We start from the raw sequence: 16,222 nt of genomic DNA on the forward strand, positions 1-16,222 counted from the left end.
GTGATCGCGTATCCGCTGACGCGGACCCGAGAAGTTGTGTTGTCCCGGTCCCCCAACCGGGACGATCCCAAGAGTGCCTGAGCGCGCTGTCGTATCGCTGACGCGGCGGTGACTCGGGCCGTCAGCGCCCGTCCTAGGCTGTGCCGCGGGGAGGCCGGACGAGGGGACGCAGGCGGATGGGTGCTGGGCCGTGGTTCGGTCTTCTCGGCCCCCTTGACGTGCGCATACAGGGTCAACCGGTACCGGTTCGGGCCGGAAAGCACCGGGCGCTGCTGGCCGCGTTGTCGCTGCGCGCCGGCCGGGTCGTCTCAATTGGCGAATTAGTTTCGTTTTTGTGGGGTTACGACCCACCGGCCCGCACGCGCGGCACCTTGCAGACCTACGTCATGCGACTGCGGCAGCTCCTGGGCGACCCGTCGTTGATCCGGACCACTTCGGACGGCTACCGGTTGGTGGTGCCGCCCGAGCACGTGGACGTGCACCGGTTCACCACCACGGCGGGCCTCGCCCGGCAGGCCGCGCAGTCCGGGCACCTGGCGGACGCGGCCGAGCTGTACTCGGAGGCGTTGAGCCTGTGGCGCGGTCCGGCGTTGTCGGACGTGCCGTCGGAGGCGTTGCGCGAGGACGAGGTGCCGAGGCTGGCCGAACGGCTGCTGGTGGTGCACGAGGAGCGCAACGACGTCGAGCTGGCGTTGGGCAACCACGAACGGCTGGTGCCGGTGCTGCGGTCGTTGACCACCGACCACCCGTTGCGGGAACGGTTCTGGGCGCAGCTGATGGTGGCGCTGTACCGGGGCAGTCGGCAGGCCGAGGCGCTGGAGGCGTTCCGGCTGGTCGACCGGATGCTGAACGAGCAGCTGGGCATCGAGCCGGGGGTGGCGCTGCGCGAGCTGCACCAGGCGATCCTGGTCGGTGACCCGAGCCTGGCCGCGCCTGCCGAACGGGCCGATCCGGACGTGCCGGACCAGTTGCCGCCCGACGTGCCGGGGTTCGTCGGGCGGGTCGAGCTGGTGGAGCGGATTTCGCGGCTGATCGCGCCGGACGGGCCTCGCACCGCCGTGCCGATCGTGGTGCTGACCGGCGTGCCGGGGGTGGGCAAGACGGCGTTGGCGGTGCACGTGGCGCACCGGCTGCGGGACCGGTTCCCGGACGGGCGGCTGTACGTGGACATGCGCGGGTACGGGTCGGGGCCGGTGGTGGAGGTGCTGCCCCGGTTCCTGCGGGCGCTCGGCGTGCCGCCCGAGCAGATCCCGGTGGACTCCGACGAGCAGAGCACGTTGTTCCGGTCGTTGCTGACGGGTCGGCGGATGCTGCTGGTGCTGGACAACGCCGCCGCGCCGGACCAGGTGCGGCCGCTGCTGCCGGGCGCGGCGAGCTGCCCGGTGCTGGTGACCAGCCGGGACGACCTGCGCGGGCTGATCGCCGTCGACGGCGCCCGCCGGGTCGGGCTGGACGTGTTCGAGCCGCACGAGTCGCTGGCCCTGCTGCGGCGGTCCGGGGAGGCGGCGGAGGAGCTGGCGCGGCGGTGCGGGCACCTGCCGTTGACGTTGGACATCGCGGCGGCGTCGGTGGGCGACGGGTCCGTGGGGCGTTATCTGGAACGGTTGGGCGCCCGCCATCCGCTGGACCTCGCGCACGCCTCGCTCACGCCGGGCGCGCGGCGGCTGTTCGGGCTGCTGAGCGTGGTGCCGGGGCCGGACTTCAGCACCGAGGCGGCGGCGAACGCGGCCGACCTGCCGGTGCCGGAGGCCGCCGCGCTGCTCGACGAGCTGACCGGGGCGCGGCTGGTGCTGCGGTCCGGGGCGGGGCGGTACTCGTTCCACGACGAGCTGGCGCGGTTCGCCGCCGAGGTGGCCGACGGGAAGGCAGCCGACGCCGAGCCGGCCTCCGACGTGGACGCGGCGCGGGTACGGGTACTGGAGTTCTACGTGCGGGCGGTGGACCACTGCGCCGAGCTGCTGTACCCGGATCTGATGCGGTTGCCCGCGCCGGTCGGGCGGGCGGTGCGGCTGCCGCGGATCGAGACGGCGGCGCAGGCGCGGGCGTGGCTGGACGCGGAGCGGGCGAACCTGACCGCGGCGATCCGTTCGGCGGCCGAACGCGGGCCGGCCGCGGTGTCGTGGCGGCTGGCCGACGCGCTGCGCGGGTACCTGTGGATCGGCAAGCACGTCACCGAGTGGCTGTCGACCGCGCAGTACGGGTTGGACGCGGCGCACTCGCAGCGTGACGTCGCGGGTGAGGCGGCGATGCACCAGAACCTGGCCACGCTGCACTGGCGGCTCGGCGACTTCGACACGTCCATCTCGTACTACACGCGGGCCGTGGAGCTGCACCGGATGTCCGGTGACCTGGCGTCGGAGGCAGGGGTGCGCAGCTACCTCGGCGTGGTGCGGATGGAGGCGGGCGACCTGGCGGGGGCGCGGAACGACCTGGAGACGTGCCTGGCGTTGAAGCGCGAGTCCGGCGGGCCCCGGTCGGGTGATGCGGGCGTGCTGACCGGGTTGGGCGTGCTGGCGATCGAGACCGGTGAGCTGACCGAGGCGGTGGACCTGCTGGGCGAAGCGCTGGCGATCAGCGTGGACCACGGTATGCGCGCCAGCGAGATCACCGCGTTGACCTTGCTGGGCGTGGCGTCGCAGCTCATCGGCGAACCGCAGCGCGCGCTCACCCACCTCTCCGAGGCGCTGCGCCTGTCGATCGAGGCAGGCTTCCGCGAGGCCGCCGCACGCGCCCTGGAGAGCATCGCTTCCGTGCGCCTGGACCTCGGCGAACACTCCGAGGCCCTTTTGCTGGCAGACAAGGCGTTGACCGAACTGCGCGAGGACGGCGACCAGCGCATCACCACGAACGTGCTGATCGTCATGGCCTCCGCGAACCGCGGCCTGGGCTCCCTCCGAACCGCCGACGAACAGTTCCAACAGGCCCTCACCAAGGCCCGCCGCATCGGCTACCTCCCCGGCGAGGCCCGCGCGCTGGTCGGCCTATCGGCCGTCCGCAGACTCCTGGGCCAACTCACCGAGGCCAAAGCCCTGGCCACCCAGGCCGTAACCCTCACCACAACCCTGGGCCTCCGCGTAACCGAACGCTCCGCCCGCACCGAACTAGCCGCCGCCCACCAATCCCCAGCCAACGAAACCACCCAACCCAACCCCCACTCGCACCCCCAGTGAGAGCGCTCCCACCCTCACACCCCCATCCCGAACGCTCACTTCACCCATTCCCAACGTTGGACACGCGCGTTCTGAACGTTGGACACGCGCGACGCGAACGTAGAACTCACCCGTCCCCGACGTTCGAGAGTCGAACACTCAGGCCCCGCGTGTCCAACGTTCAGAACGGGCGTGTCCAACGGTGGGAATGGGTGAGTTGAGCGTTCAGGTGTTGATCAGGGTGGCCAGGCGGTCGGCTAGGGCGTCCCAGCGCCAGTTGGTGGTGACCCATTCGCGGCCGGCGGCGCCCATCTTGGCGGCGGTGCTGGGGTCGGCCAGGAGGGCGGCGACGGAGTCGGCTACGTCGGAGATCTCGCGGCCGTCCACTACGCGGCCGGTCACGCCGTCGCGCACGGTTTCGGGGGCGCCTCCGGAGCGGCCGGCGACGACCGGCAGGCCGGTGGCGGACGCCTCCAGGTAGACGATGCCCAGGCCCTCGACGTCGAGGCCGCGACCGCGCGTCCGGCACGGCATGGCGAACACGTCACCGGCGTTGTAGTGCGCGGGCAGTTCCTCCCACGGCACGGAGCCGGTCAGCACGACGTGGTCCGACACCCCGACGGAAGCCGCCAGGCTCTCCAGCGTCTTCCGGTACGGCCCGCCGCCCACCAGCAGCAACGCCGCGTCGGGCACCTGCCGCCGGATCTCCGGCAACGCCCGCACCAGCACGTCCTGCCCCTTCCGCGGCACGAGCCGCGACACGCACACCACCACCGGGCGGTCACCCAGGCCGTAACGGGCCCGCAGAGCGGACCGCGCGGAAGCATCCGGGGCGAACACCGACGTGTCCACACCGGACGGCAGGTGTTCCAACGCCGCCAGCGGACCGAACGCCGCCGCGAAACGGGACCGCGTGTACCGGCTCACGTACGTCACCACGTCCGCATCCGACCCGATGCGCCGCAACGCCTGTCGCGCCCCCGGCAGCATCGACCACCCGACCTCGTGCCCGTGCGTCGACGCCACCACCCGCGAAGCGCCCGCCGCCCGCAGTCGGGACGTCATCAACGCCAACGGCGCCGCCGCCCCGAACCACACGGCCTCACAGCGCGCTCCACGCAGGATGTCCGACGCCCGCCGCACCACGTCCGGCGTAGGCAGCATCAACGTCCCCGGATGCCGCACCACTTCGAACGGCTGCGCCGCGTCGAACGACGGGTGCGAGCCCGCGGCCGACTCCCACGACGGCGCGTACACCACCAGCGAAGGCAGCCGCACGGCCAACGCGTGCAAGTAGGCCTGGATACCGCCGGGCCGTGGCGGGAAGTCATTGGTCACCAACAGGGTCCGACGCACGCGCCCACGTTACGGGAACGCCGGATCAGGGGAACGTCTGCCGCAGGAAGTCCTGCCACCCCCGCAGCAGCGCCGCCGTGTCGTCACCGGTGACCTCCACCAGCACGCCGTCCACTTCGGACGCCCGAACCCGCGCCAGCCGCCGGTACAGCTCCACCAGCCGCGGCTCCCCCAACGACGACGCGAGGTACAGGTTCAACGACCAGGACTGCTGGTAGGCCAACTCCATCGAGCCACCGCGGAAGTCCGCGTCCGACGGCAACGCCGAAGGTACCCCCTGCCGCACCTGCGCGGCCAGCAACGGCGCGGCCTTGCGCGGCGGCACGTCACTGCGCCGGTAGCCCACGTAGTCCGCGAACCCCTCCAGCACCCACATGGGCGCGCCGTCCACCGTCGCACCGCGCGCGGCGATGTGCGTGATCTCGTGCCGCAGCAGCACCCGCAACGGCAACGGCGCCAACGCCCCCGCGCTGTCCGGGTTCAGCACCACCCGTTGTCCACGGGCGGTGTGCGTGTCGGGATCGACCCGATCGGCCACCGCGACGCCCGCGATCGACCCGGTGGCGAAGCCCGGTCCGACCAACGACACCATCTCTTCCGGGCTCGCCGGGATCAGCACGGCCACCTGGCGCGGCCACGCCTCGCCCCACACCTCGGTCACCGCGGCCACCGCGCTGTCCAGCTCCGCCAACACCCGCGCGGCCAGCACCTCACCGCCGGGGTGGCTCAGCACGAACCCGCCCGTGCCGACGAGCACGTGGCACGGCCCGAAGTCCCACGGCCCGCGCCAGGTTCGCCTGCCGACCGGTTCCAGGGCGGTGTCGGAGTTGAGGTACCACTGGTCGCCGCGCCGGGTGAACAGGTACGCCATGCCCTGGCTGCTCGGCTCCACGTCCACGCCGCTGAGCCGGTAGGACAGCCGCACGTCCGGCGCCCACACCTCGTCGGCGGCGGGCAGCTGGAGCGTGGAGAGGTCCGTCTCGCCCTCCACCAGGTAGTCCCACTCGGCCAGCGGCACGGCGGCGAGGTTGCGGAACAGGTCGAGCTGCCGTTGCCGGAAGTCGGCGTCGGCCAGCGGGTCGAGATCCGCGGTGAACGCCGTCTCGTCGCGTTCCAGCAACGCCCGCGCACGCCGTTCGAGCAGGGATCGCACGGCGTCCGCACGCGTCGAGGAGACGGTGTCGGCGGACGCCGAAGACGCGGACGGGCTCACCGTGCCCACCACGGCCACACCCAGTCCGGAGAGGAAGGTCACGGCCACCAACGCGGCCAGTAGGACCCGAAAGCGGCTCACGAGCCTCCAAAGTCATCAGCAGGGCCACCCCGTTCAGGATGGCCCTGCTGGACGACGACTGTCAGCCCGCGATGCGGCGCATCGCGTAGATGGAACCCGGGGACTCCAGCGACACGACCTTGACCGGGACGCCGTCGGTGGAGGCGTGCACGACCCGCCCGTTGTCCACCGCCATGGCCACGTGGTTGCCGCCGTTGTAGATGATCAGGTCGCCCGGCCCGACCTCGGCCCGGCTGATCGCCCGCCCGGCGCCGGCCTGGCCTCCGGAGGTGCGCGGGATGGTCACACCCGCCTCCGCGTAGGCCTTCGACGTCAGACCTGAGCAGTCCCAGAAATCCGGACCGGTCGCGCCGTACCGGTACATGTCGCCCTGCTGGTTCAGGGCGAACCGCAGGGCCTCGCCCGCCGCGCCCGCGGGCGCGGTGACGTTGACCACCTCGCCGACGCTGCGCAGCGTGTTGCGCTCCTGCGCGGTCAGCCGGTTGAGCTGGTCCTTGACCTCGGTGATCTGGCCTGCCAGCTCGGTCTGCCGCTTCTTGATGTCGTCGGCGATCCGGATCGCCTCGTCGGTCGCGGCCTGCGCCTTGCCCTGGGCCTCGGCCGCCTTCACGCGCGCGTCCTCGGCTGCGCTGACGGCGCCGGACAGCAGCCCGAGGGCTTCGTTGTTGTCCGCCGCGAGCACGCCGAGCGCGGACATGCGGTTCAGGAAGTCCTGCTGGGAGTCGGACACCAGCAACGCCGACAGCTGGTTGAACCGGGCGCCCTCGAACGAGGCCTCGGTGAGCTTGTCGACCTGGACCCGGAAGTTCTCCTCGTCGGTCCTCGCCTGCTCGCCCGCCGTGGTCGCCTGCGCGAGGGCCGCGTTCGCCTCGTTCAGCACGGCCTGGTTGGCGTCGCGCTGCTCTTCGGCGCGCAGGACCTCTTCGTTGAGCTTGGTGGCCTGCTCGGCCAGTTCGTTGTACTTCTTCAGCGCCTCGGAGGCGTTCGCGGGGGTGTTCGGCTGAGCTCCGGCGGGTACGGGCATGACGCCCACCGCGGCAGCGGCCACCGCCGTGGCCGCCATCGCCCCGCGCAGGCCGCGCTTGAGTCGTTGCGACGCCACAGTCGCGTGTGTCTCCTTCGTGTGAACCGCCTGCCGACCGGGCGCATGACAATGCCCGGCAGTCCTCTGGTTCGAGTGTCCGGCTCGGCTCCCCGACAGGCCGATTCGGCGGTGAACCCGCGTCGCGGCCCAGGATGGACCGCTGCCCGCCGCGAGATCTCGGCTAGGTTACGAAAAGTGAGTCCCTGCGTCCACTAGCGGGGGGCGAAAAACCACCCGGCTCGACGCTCGTTACCGAACGGCCTAGCTGTGACCTGGTCGTGTGACACCCGGTGGTGTTAAAAACACGATTTGGCTCACACCCGGCCCAAGCGGGCCAACAGCACCGCGGACGGCACCGGATGCGCGCCACGCCGCCGAACGGAATCCGCCACCGCCCGATCGGACGTCACCACGACCACCGGACGGCCCTCCGGTTCGGCCGTCACCAGAGCCCTGATCACGTCGTCCGCCAGCACGCCCGGATCACTGAACAGCACCCGGACCCCGCGCGGCGCGGACGTCGGCACGGCCACCACGCCCGCGCCGTCGAACACCAGCGTCACCTCCGCGCCGGTGCGTGCCGCCAACACCGCCAACTGGTGCACCAGGCGGTCCCGCTGATCGGACAGCGACAGCTCCGGGTAACCCGTCTTGGTGACGTTGTAGCCATCCACGATCAGGTGAACGGCGGGCAGCGCCAACAGTCGGTCCAACGCCGCCGGGTCCTCCACCCGCCCGACCGCGCCCTGCGCCGCGCTGGCGCCCCGCACGAGGTCCGCAGGCCTCGGCCCGGCCCCACCCAGGGCCAGCTCCCGGCGCAGCCCGTTCACCGCGCCGTCCAGGGTGTCCACGAGCAGGGCCAACCGCACCTCGTCGGCCTGGCGGGCCTCCTTGGCCGACTGGCGCGCCACCTCGGCGTCCGCCACGGCCCGCTGCGCCTTCGAGCGCTCCTGCTCGGCGCGTTCGCGCTCCCGGTCCCGTTCGGCGGTCAACCGGCGCAACTCGGCGTCGGCCTCCGCCCGCGCCCGCTCCATCTCGGCCACCGCCGATTCGGCCCGGTCCTTGGCCTCGCGCAGCCGCACGCCCTGCTCACGCAACCGCTTGCGCAGCCGTTCCAGCTCGACTTCGGCCTCTTCGCGGATCTTGTCCGCCGCGCCACCGGCCTGCGCCCGTTCCGCCTTCAACCGCTCCAACTCGGCCTCAAGCCGTTCCGCGCGCTGCACCGCGAGATCCCGCTCGGACCGCAGCGACGCGTCCGCCACGCGCCGGCCGACCAGTTCGATGAAGTGGGCCGCGACATCCTCGCCCTGGAGGATCGCCGCCGCGCCCGCCGCCACCGGGTCCGGCGACGTCACCTCCAGCGCGGCCGGCCGGTTGCGCTCCAGCCACTCCACGACGGCGGCGCGGAAGTTCGCCGACGCCTTCAACCCGCCGAGCAACGCGGGCGCCCCCAACCGCGCACGTTTGGTCGGCGCGAACCGCGCCACCGCGCGCAGGGACTGGGGAACGTCGACCTTCGCCAACTCCCCCAACGCATCCGCGCTCAACTCCGCCAGCCGCACCCGCAACGGCTCGGGCAGGACAGACCAGTCCACAGTGGACTCGACGACCTGCTCGGGCCCCTCGGCCACCAGGTCGTCGCCATCGTCCACCGGCATGATCGGCTCCTGCACCCATACATGCTACGGCCTGTGTTGGATTATCCAGCGATCCGGTAACACGAGCTAACACGCTCCGCGTCGCCCCCACGTCTCCCGCCCCGCGAGGTCGCGTCGGTCGTTCGTGACTCATTTTCCGGCGATCGCGCTTTTCGATCGCCGGAAAATGAGTCACGAACGACCGACTTCCCAGGCGACCTCGCCCGCCGTCTGCGGAGCAGCGGCAATCCAACACTGTCGGAGTCGGGAAGTACGGTGCGCGGCGATGACTACTCAGCTCACGTTCGACGAACTGGGCACCCCGCTGCGCGAGATCACGTTCGTCGTGTTCGACCTGGAGACCACGGGTGGCCGGGCCGACGAGGACTCGATCACCGAGATCGGTGCGGTGAAGGTGCGCGGCGGGCGGGTGATCGGCGAGTTCGGGACCCTCGTCGACCCCGAGCGCGGCATCCCGCCGCAGGTCGTGGCGTTGACCGGGATCACCCAGCTGATGGTGACCGGCGCGCCGACGCTGGGCACGGTGCTGCCCGCGTTCCTGGAATTCGCCGCCGGGGCGGTGCTGGTGGCGCACAACTCCGGCTTCGACGTGGGCTTCATCAAGGCCGCCTGCGCCCGCTACGGCTACTCGTGGCCCAAGCCGACCGTGGTGTGCACGGTGAAGCTGGCGCGCCGGGTGCTGAGCAGGGACGAGGCGCCGAGCTGCCGGCTGTCGGCGTTGGCGGACCTGTTCGGCGTGTCCGTGCCGCCGAACCACCGGGCGCTGATCGACGCCCGCGCGACCGTCGAGGTGCTGCACCACCTGCTGGAGCGGGTCGGGTCGGTCGGGGTGCACTCGCTGGAGGAGCTGGTCGCCTACCTGCCGGAGGTGACGCCGGCGCAACGGCAGAAGCGGACGCTCGCCGCGCACCTGCCGTCCACTCCCGGTGTCTACCTGTTCCGGGGGCCGTCGGAGGAGGTGCTGTACGTCGGCACGGCGTCCGATCTGCGGCGGCGGGTGCGGCAGTACTTCACCGCCAGTGAGGGGCGGCGGCGGTTGCGGGAGATGGTCTCGCTGGCCGTGCGGGTGGACGCGGTGGAGTGCGCGCACTCGTTGGAGGCGGAGGTGCGGGAACTGCGGCTGCTGACCGCGCACAAGCCCGCCTACAACCGGCGTTCCAAGAATGCCGGGCAGGCCTGGTGGCTCGTGCTGACGGACGAGGCGTTTCCGCGCCTCTCCGTGGTCCGCACGCCTCGGGAGGGCGCGCTCGGCCCGTTCCGGTCCCGGAGGCTCGCCGAGACGGCTCAGGAGGCGATGCTCGAAGCCGTGCCGCTGCGGGTGTGCTCGATCCGGATCTCGGCGCGCAACGCGTCCGCCACGCCGTGCGCGCTGTTCGAGTTGGGCCGGTGCAAGGCGCCGTGCGCGGGACGGCAGTCGGTGGACGAGTACTCCCCCGCCGCCGACGCGTTCCGGCGGTTGGTGGCCGGGGCGGACGTGGCGCCGTTGCACGGCCTCACCGCGCAGATCGACGCGCTCGCGTCAGCGCACCGCTTCGAGGACGCCGCCGCCCGCCGTGACCGCATGTCGTCGTTGGTGCGCTCGTTGGACCGGGCGCAACGGCTCGCGGGCCTGGCGGCGTTGCCGGAGGTGGTGGCGGCGCGCCCCGACGGCTCCGGTGGGTGGGAGTTCGCCGTGGTGCGGCACGGGCGGTTGGCGTCGGCCGGGGTGGCGCGGCGGGGCGTGCGGCCGATGCCGGTGGTCGACGCGCTGGTGGCGTCGGCGGAGACGGTGATCCCGGGTGAGGGGCCGCTGTTCGGCGCGCCCGCCGAGGAGGTCGGCGTGGTGCTGCGGTGGATCGACCAGCCCGGCACCCGACTCGTGCACTGCTCGACGCCGTGGACGTCGCCCGCGTTCGCCGCCGGCGCGTGGCGGGAGTGGGTGACACGCGCCGAGGCCGGTCGCGACCAGTACCGGGTGGCGGGCCACTAGCATGTGGTCGGTCGATACCCCGCCGACTTGTGGAGGACCGCTGTGATCACCGCGATCGTGCTGATCCAGGCCGCCGCCGAGACCATTCCGGACGCGGCGCAGGCGATCGCCGACATCGAGGGCGTCACCGAGGTCTACTCGTGCGCCGGTGACGTCGACCTGATCGCCCTGGTCAAGGTCGCCCGCCACGAGGACCTGGCCGAACTCGTGCCCGGCCACATCTCCAAGGTCCCCGGCGTCCTCAACACCGACACCCACATCTCGTTCCGCTCGTACTCGAAGCGCGACACGGACGCGGCGTTCGCCATCGGCCTCGAAGACGCCTGATCGAGTGACCCGCCAACCGCCCGAAATTGTCGGACCCGGCCGGCAGAATTAAAACAAGGGCTCCCCTGGGCGGGGACCCTCGCGGAGCGCTGAGGTCCGCCTAGTTCGTGGTAGCCGTCTCGTCCGACATGGGCGTCAGCGGCATGTCGAGTACGGCGAAAGATCGTTTCCAGACTGCATCGGGCCGGGTGGCGGGTCGAACCTCCCAGACGTAGACGCCCGGTTCGAGGGTCAGGCCTGGAGCGAGGGTGACTGCGATAGTCGCTGTGCCCGGGACGGCGATGCCCTCCTTGCCACGGACTGTCACGTCGACATCTGCTTCGATCTGGCCACCACGAGGGTCCTGAACCGAATTACCGCATTCATCGACGAGCTTGAGAGTCAGCCGATGAGTGATGTCGATTTCATCCGGCTCGACATCCACAAAGCTATCACCGAATGAGCGCCCAACGGTGTACTGGTCGTCGTCCAGCCGACACCAAGAGCGTTGAGCTTGTTGTGTGGGCCCTGCTGCGCGAAGTCTGCCAGCAAGACGTGCACATTCACCTGGCAATCCTCATGAAGGAAGACCGCTCCCACGCTTCGTCGATATGGCCGTCCTGGACCGCGCGCCCGGCCGGACCAGTAGGCTTCCTGCCGAACTTCAGAGCGAGCCGCAGTGGTCCCCGGTTGCCATGCCAACCGAAGTACAGCCGCCACAACTGCACCGGGATTCCCGGGTCACCGCCGAAGTTCCAGCGAAGCTCGTAGATCATCGGGTTGCGCTGGATGTGCTTGATGTCGACGTAGGGCTTTCAACTCGCCACGCAAGGCCGCCCGGCCGCCCTCATCAGATTCCTTGTCTCAGTCTGTCGCAGGTGGAGTGAGCGGCGTTACGCCCTAATCCGACGGCGATGGCGACCAGGGTTGCGGAGTCTACTTTGCCGACACGTGCGTCAGGACAACGCCGACAACTCGAAGATTTTTCATACGGCCGCACCGACTGAACCCAATTCCACGACGGCAACCAGTTTGACACCTTGGCAATGCGTATTGCCTCGCATACGACAAAGGGCCCCGCACCGGCACTGGTGCGGGGCCCTTTCGGTGAACGATCAGTCCTCGGGCTGGGCCGGCTTCCCGGCCAGTTCGCCCGCGGGCTTGTTCTCGGCGCTGAGGGAGTCGGCCGCGACACCGCGCTCGGCCCGTGCGCGGGCCAGGGCGGCGGTCTCCTCCGGCGCGTCCGGGGTCAGGAAGCTGCCCGGCACCGGGTGGCCGGCCGAGCCCAGCTTGTTCATCTTCTTCGGCACCGAAGCGCCCTGGTAGGCCAGGGGCAGCGGGTGGCCGTGGTCGTCCACCGGGCCGAGCGGCTGGTGGACCTCGATGAACTCGCCGTGCGGCAGGCGCTTGATGATGCCCGTCTCCACGCCGTGCTCCAGCACCTCGCGGTCCGCGCGCTGGAGACCGATGCAGATGCGGTAGGTGATGAAGTAGGCCAGCGGCGGCACGAGGAGCATGCCGATGCGGCCCATCCACGTCATCGCGTTGAGCGAGATGTCGAACTTCATCGCGATGATGTCGTTGCCGCCCGAGAGCAGCAGCACCATGAAGTACGAGATCGCCATCGCACCCAGCGACGTCCGAACGGGCACGTCACGCGGGCGCTGGAGCAGGTTGTGGTGCGCGTAGTCCTTGGTCATCTTGCGCTCGATCCACGGGTACACCGCCGCGAGACCGGTCAGCAGCGGCAGACCCAGGAGGAACGGCAGGAACGGCGCGGGCACCGTGTAGTTGCCCAGGTACAGCTCCCACGCGGGCCACAGCCGGATCAGACCGTCGGTCCAGCCCATGTACCAGTCGGGCTGCACGCCCGCCGACACCTGCGACGCGTTGTACGGGCCGAAGTTCCAGATCGGGTTGATCTGGAAGATGCCGCCCATGATCGCGGTGACCGCCACGACCACCGCGAAGAACCCGCCGCCCTTGGCCGCGAACACCGGCATGATGCGCACGCCGACGACGTTGGTCTCCTTGCGGCCCACGCCCGGGAACTGGGTGTGCTTCTGGTACCAGACCAGGCCCAGGTGCACCGCGATCAGCGCCAGGATGATGCCCGGGATGACCAGGATGTGCAGCGTGTAGAGCCGCGGGATGATCTCCGTGCCCGGGAACTCCCCGCCGAAGGCCAGCCAGTTGATCCACGTGCCGACCACCGGGAACGAGATCAGCAGCGCCGCCATCACCCGCAGGCCGGTGCCGGACAGCAGGTCGTCGGGCAGCGAGTAGCCGAGGAAGCCCTCGATCGCGCCGAGCATGAACAGCACGATGCCGATGACCCAGTTGATCTCACGCGGACGCCGGAACGCGCCGGTGAAGAAGATCCGGAACATGTGCACCACGATCGCGCCCATGAACAGCAGCGCGGCCCAGTGGTGGACCTGGCGCACGAACAGACCGCCGCGCACCTCGAACGAGATGTGCAGGGTCGACTCGAACGCCCGGGACATCTCGATGCCCTGGAGGTTCACGAAGCTGCCCGCGTAGACGACCTCCTCCATGGAGGGGTCGAAGAACAACGCCAGGTAGGTGCCGGACAGCAGCAGGATGATGAAGCTGTACAGCGCGATCTCGCCGAGCAGGAACGACCAGTGCGTCGGGAAGACCTTGTTCATCTGGTGCCGGGCGAACTTGGCCATGTGGAACCGGTCGTCAGCCCACTTGGCGGCGCCACCCGCCACGCGGGCGCCGGCGCCCTGCCGCTTTGTCGGCGTGGTGATGCCGCTCATGACTTACGCTCCCAGAACGCCGGACCCACAGCCTCGATGAAGTCGCTGCGGGCAATCAAGTATCCGTCCTCGTCCACCGTGATCGGAAGCTGCGGGAGGGCACGGGTCGCCGGGCCGAACCGGGGCTTGCCGTAGTGGAAGACGTCGAACTGCGACTGGTGGCAGGGGCACAGGAGCAGGCCGGTCTGCTGCTCGTACAGCGAAGTCGGGCACCCGAGGTGGGTGCAGATCTTCGAGTACGCGTAGAAGTCGCCGTAGTTGAAGTCCTCCTGGCCCGCGCGCTTGGTCACCGCCTGGCCGGGGCGCAGGCGGATGAGCATGACCGGGCTGTCGGCCCGCTTCAACGCGTGGACCAGGGCTTCTTCGTCGTCACGCTCCGACTCGCGGAACGGGAACACCGTTTCGAAACCACCGGCGTCCAGGTCCTCCGGACGCACCAGCGCGACCTCGTGGAAGTCGCCCGTGTGCCGGCGCAGGTAGACCTTCTCGCCGTTCTCGGCCTTCCACGCGGTGTGCCACAGGGAGTCCTTCGACTCGCTGTCCGCCCACGGGTTCTTGATCAGACCGCCGAGCGGCACCGCCAGCACGCCGAGGCCGAACACGCCGGCGCCCAGGCCCGCGGTCCGCTTGATGAGCGACCGGCGGCCCAGCGTGGCCCGCTCGCCCGTGTCGGCCAGTCCCGCCAGGATCGTGGCCTTGTCCACCTCGGACGACCCGCCGTCGTGGCGCTGCTGGACGGCCAGCTCCTCCGGGATGAACTTCTTCGTGTACAGCAGCGCGCCGACGCCGAGACCGAGCACGGCCACGCCGAGCGTGAGGCCGATGATCGGCGTGTACAGGCTGTACAGGATGTGGTCGGTGGAGTGCGGAGCCTCGTACTTCCACGGCCACCAGATGAACGCGACCAGGAACGCGACGCCGGCGAGCGCGGCGATGGTGAACCACAGGGCCACCAAGCGCTCGGCACGCCGCTCCGCGCGGGTGCCCTTGATCGGCCAGCGGTCCTCGTAGTGGACGATCTCGACGCCGTCCAACGACGTCCCGAGCTTGACCAGCTCGTCCCGGCTCATCCCGGCGAGTTCCGCCTCGTCGGGCACATCATTCGGCTTCACGCCGCTCATGCCTTGGCTCCGATCCAGAGGGCCACGCCGATCAGACCGGCGATACCCACGATGAACGCGATCAGACCCTCCGATACCGGCCCGAGGCCGCCGAGGGGGGCACCGCCGGGGTTGTTGTTCCCGTCGGTCACCGACTTGATGTACGCGATGATGTCTTCCTTCTCCTCCGGCGTGAGCTGCCGGTCGGAGAACTTAGGCATGTTCTGCGGGCCCGTGAGCATCGCGGTGTACAGCTGCTCTTCGGTCACGCCGTCGAGCTCGGGCGCGAACTTGCCGGACGACAGCGCCCCGCCGCGGCCGGTGAAGTTGTGGCACGCCGAGCAGTTGAGCCGGAACAGCTCGCCGCCGCGGGCCGGATCCTCGCCGCGCAGCGCCTCGCCGCGCTCCTCGGGGGTCTGCGGACCGCCGCCGCGGGACTGGATGAACGCGCCGAGCGCGTCCACCTCCTCCGGCGTGAACTTGGCGGGCTTGCGCTGGGCCTGCGCCTCCTGCCGGGCCATCGGCATGCGGCCGGAGGACACCTGGAAGTACACGGCGGCCTCGCCAACGCCGATCAGGCTGGGGCCGCGGTCCTGGACGCCGTCCAGGTTCTTGCCGTGGCAGCTGATGCAGGTGTTGTTGTAGAGCTGCTCGCCCAGTCGCACCTGCGCCGGGTCGTCCTGCGCCGTCGCGGTCTGCGGCTGCGGCGCGAGGGCGCTGAACAAGAAGCCCGCGGCCAGCAGCGCGAAGCCCAGCGCGAGCAGGCCCGAGATCCGCCTGCGCAGCTTGGTGCCGCGCTTCCGGGCCCGTGTGGTGTTGGTGGTCATGTGTGCGGCAACCCTTGCTGGTGTGAGTTCGGGGTTCGAGCTGGTCAGGGCACGATGTAGATGACGGCGAACAAGCCGATCCAGACGACGTCGACGAAGTGCCAGTAGTACGACACGACGATCGCGGAGGTCGCCTGCGCGGGCGTGAACTTGCTCAGCTTCGTGCGGACCAGCAGGTAGCCGAACGCGATCAGACCACCGATCACGTGCAGGCCGTGGAAGCCGGTCGTCAGGTAGAAGACGGTGCCGTAGGCCGAGCCGGGGATCGTGGTGCCCTCGTGCACGAGGTTGATGTACTCACCGGCCTGGCCGCCCACGAAGATCGCACCCATGATCAACGTCACGACGTACCACCGACGCAGGCCGAACACGTCACCGCGCTCGGCGGCGAACACGCCCATCTGGCACGTGAACGACGAAGCCACCAGGATGACCGTGAAGAACAGTGCGTAGGGCACGTTCAGGTGGGTCGGGGCTGGTGGCCAGGGTCCTTCGTTCTGAGCCTTCACCGTGAAGAACATGGCGAAGAGCCCGGCGAAGAACATGAGCTCACTGGACAGCCAGACGATCGTGCCGACGCTGACCATGTTCGGGCGGTTCAGCGAGTGCACGCGCTGGCCGATTGAGGGCGCTGCCGTTGTCACACGACGCATTATTGCTTGCAGGTTTTCGGTCCGCCCATCGGGTCCAGGG

At 70.3% G+C, this 16,222-nt stretch carries 13 protein-coding genes; 3 read left to right on the top strand and 10 right to left on the bottom strand.

What is annotated here, in order from left to right:
- The first annotated feature begins 176 nt into the window (after nucleotides 1–176).
- On the top strand, nucleotides 177–3,170 hold the full coding sequence (locus tag ALI22I_RS22695) for an AfsR/SARP family transcriptional regulator (RefSeq protein ID WP_083751932.1): 2,994 nt from the start codon (nucleotides 177–179) through the stop codon (nucleotides 3,168–3,170).
- Nucleotides 3,171–3,374: 204 nt separating this feature from the next.
- Here ALI22I_RS22695 and ALI22I_RS22700 read toward each other — a convergent pair whose 3' ends face one another.
- The 4 genes from ALI22I_RS22700 to ALI22I_RS22715 form a co-directional block, all read right to left on the bottom strand.
- Nucleotides 3,375–4,505 (bottom strand): glycosyltransferase family 4 protein, encoded by a 1,131-nt coding sequence (locus tag ALI22I_RS22700; protein WP_077007544.1) that lies wholly within the window; start codon nucleotides 4,503–4,505, stop codon nucleotides 3,375–3,377.
- A gap of 25 nt (nucleotides 4,506–4,530) precedes the next feature.
- Complete coding sequence (locus ALI22I_RS22705; protein WP_238598510.1) at nucleotides 4,531–5,799, bottom strand: basic secretory family protein; 1,269 nt, start codon at nucleotides 5,797–5,799, stop codon at nucleotides 4,531–4,533.
- A gap of 61 nt (nucleotides 5,800–5,860) precedes the next feature.
- Nucleotides 5,861–6,901 carry a C40 family peptidase gene (locus ALI22I_RS22710; RefSeq protein ID WP_083751933.1) on the bottom strand — a complete coding sequence of 347 codons (1,041 nt, stop codon included), beginning with the start codon at nucleotides 6,899–6,901 and terminating at the stop codon, nucleotides 5,861–5,863.
- 296 nt (nucleotides 6,902–7,197) lie between these two features.
- Nucleotides 7,198–8,541 (bottom strand): NYN domain-containing protein, encoded by a 1,344-nt coding sequence (locus ALI22I_RS22715; RefSeq protein ID WP_077007680.1) that lies wholly within the window; start codon nucleotides 8,539–8,541, stop codon nucleotides 7,198–7,200.
- Between the two features lie 265 nt (nucleotides 8,542–8,806).
- Between ALI22I_RS22715 and ALI22I_RS22720 the strand changes: the two genes are divergently transcribed.
- Together ALI22I_RS22720 and ALI22I_RS22725 are read left to right on the top strand one after the other, a co-directional pair.
- Nucleotides 8,807–10,510, top strand: a complete 1,704-nt coding sequence (locus ALI22I_RS22720) for a DEDD exonuclease domain-containing protein (RefSeq protein WP_077007545.1) — start codon at nucleotides 8,807–8,809, stop codon at nucleotides 10,508–10,510.
- A gap of 42 nt (nucleotides 10,511–10,552) precedes the next feature.
- A complete protein-coding gene (locus tag ALI22I_RS22725) occupies nucleotides 10,553–10,837 on the top strand; it encodes an Lrp/AsnC family transcriptional regulator (RefSeq protein ID WP_077007546.1) in 285 nt (94 codons plus the stop codon).
- A gap of 100 nt (nucleotides 10,838–10,937) precedes the next feature.
- On the opposite strand, the gene ALI22I_RS49495 is transcribed toward ALI22I_RS22725, so the two are convergent.
- The 6 genes from ALI22I_RS49495 to ctaE all read right to left on the bottom strand — a co-directional run bounded on the left by ALI22I_RS49495 (nucleotide 10,938) and on the right by ctaE (nucleotide 16,182).
- Nucleotides 10,938–11,261, bottom strand: coding sequence for a hypothetical protein (locus ALI22I_RS49495; RefSeq protein WP_143532366.1), 324 nt, complete (start codon nucleotides 11,259–11,261; stop codon nucleotides 10,938–10,940).
- Nucleotides 11,262–11,379: 118 nt separating this feature from the next.
- Nucleotides 11,380–11,592 (bottom strand): hypothetical protein, encoded by a 213-nt coding sequence (locus ALI22I_RS22730; protein WP_077007547.1) that lies wholly within the window; start codon nucleotides 11,590–11,592, stop codon nucleotides 11,380–11,382.
- 339 nt (nucleotides 11,593–11,931) lie between these two features.
- Entirely contained in the window at nucleotides 11,932–13,602 is a 1,671-nt protein-coding gene (qcrB, locus tag ALI22I_RS22735; RefSeq protein ID WP_077007548.1) for a cytochrome bc1 complex cytochrome b subunit, read from the bottom strand.
- Nucleotides 13,599–14,723 carry a cytochrome bc1 complex Rieske iron-sulfur subunit gene (gene qcrA / locus ALI22I_RS22740; RefSeq protein ID WP_077007549.1) on the bottom strand — a complete coding sequence of 375 codons (1,125 nt, stop codon included), beginning with the start codon at nucleotides 14,721–14,723 and terminating at the stop codon, nucleotides 13,599–13,601. Before qcrA ends, qcrB begins: the two co-directional genes overlap by 4 nt.
- On the bottom strand, nucleotides 14,720–15,529 hold the full coding sequence (gene qcrC / locus ALI22I_RS22745; protein WP_077007550.1) for a cytochrome bc1 complex diheme cytochrome c subunit: 810 nt from the start codon (nucleotides 15,527–15,529) through the stop codon (nucleotides 14,720–14,722). Before qcrC ends, qcrA begins: the two co-directional genes overlap by 4 nt.
- Before the next feature lie 44 nt (nucleotides 15,530–15,573).
- Nucleotides 15,574–16,182 (bottom strand): aa3-type cytochrome oxidase subunit III, encoded by a 609-nt coding sequence (gene ctaE / locus ALI22I_RS22750; protein WP_077007551.1) that lies wholly within the window; start codon nucleotides 16,180–16,182, stop codon nucleotides 15,574–15,576.
- Between the last annotated feature and the right edge of the window lie 40 nt (nucleotides 16,183–16,222).

Source organism: Saccharothrix sp. ALI-22-I (assembly GCF_001984175.1).
In the GTDB taxonomy this organism is placed as follows: Bacteria; Actinomycetota; Actinomycetes; order Mycobacteriales; family Pseudonocardiaceae; genus Actinosynnema.

Excerpts from the sequence above, each read along its gene's own strand:
- ALI22I_RS22715 (WP_077007680.1), bottom strand. The coding sequence starts at position 8,541 with ATGCCGGTGGACGATGGCGACGACCTGGTGGCCGAGGGGCCCGAGCAG.
- qcrB (WP_077007548.1), bottom strand. The coding sequence starts at position 13,602 with ATGAGCGGCATCACCACGCCGACAAAGCGGCAGGGCGCCGGCGCCCGC.
- qcrA (WP_077007549.1), bottom strand. The coding sequence starts at position 14,723 with ATGAGCGGCGTGAAGCCGAATGATGTGCCCGACGAGGCGGAACTCGCC.
- ALI22I_RS22695 (WP_083751932.1), top strand. The coding sequence starts at position 177 with ATGGGTGCTGGGCCGTGGTTCGGTCTTCTCGGCCCCCTTGACGTGCGC.
- qcrC (WP_077007550.1), bottom strand. The coding sequence starts at position 15,529 with ATGACCACCAACACCACACGGGCCCGGAAGCGCGGCACCAAGCTGCGC.
- ALI22I_RS22720 (WP_077007545.1), top strand. The coding sequence starts at position 8,807 with ATGACTACTCAGCTCACGTTCGACGAACTGGGCACCCCGCTGCGCGAG.
- ALI22I_RS22730 (WP_077007547.1), bottom strand. The coding sequence starts at position 11,592 with ATGATCTACGAGCTTCGCTGGAACTTCGGCGGTGACCCGGGAATCCCG.
- ctaE (WP_077007551.1), bottom strand. The coding sequence starts at position 16,182 with ATGCGTCGTGTGACAACGGCAGCGCCCTCAATCGGCCAGCGCGTGCAC.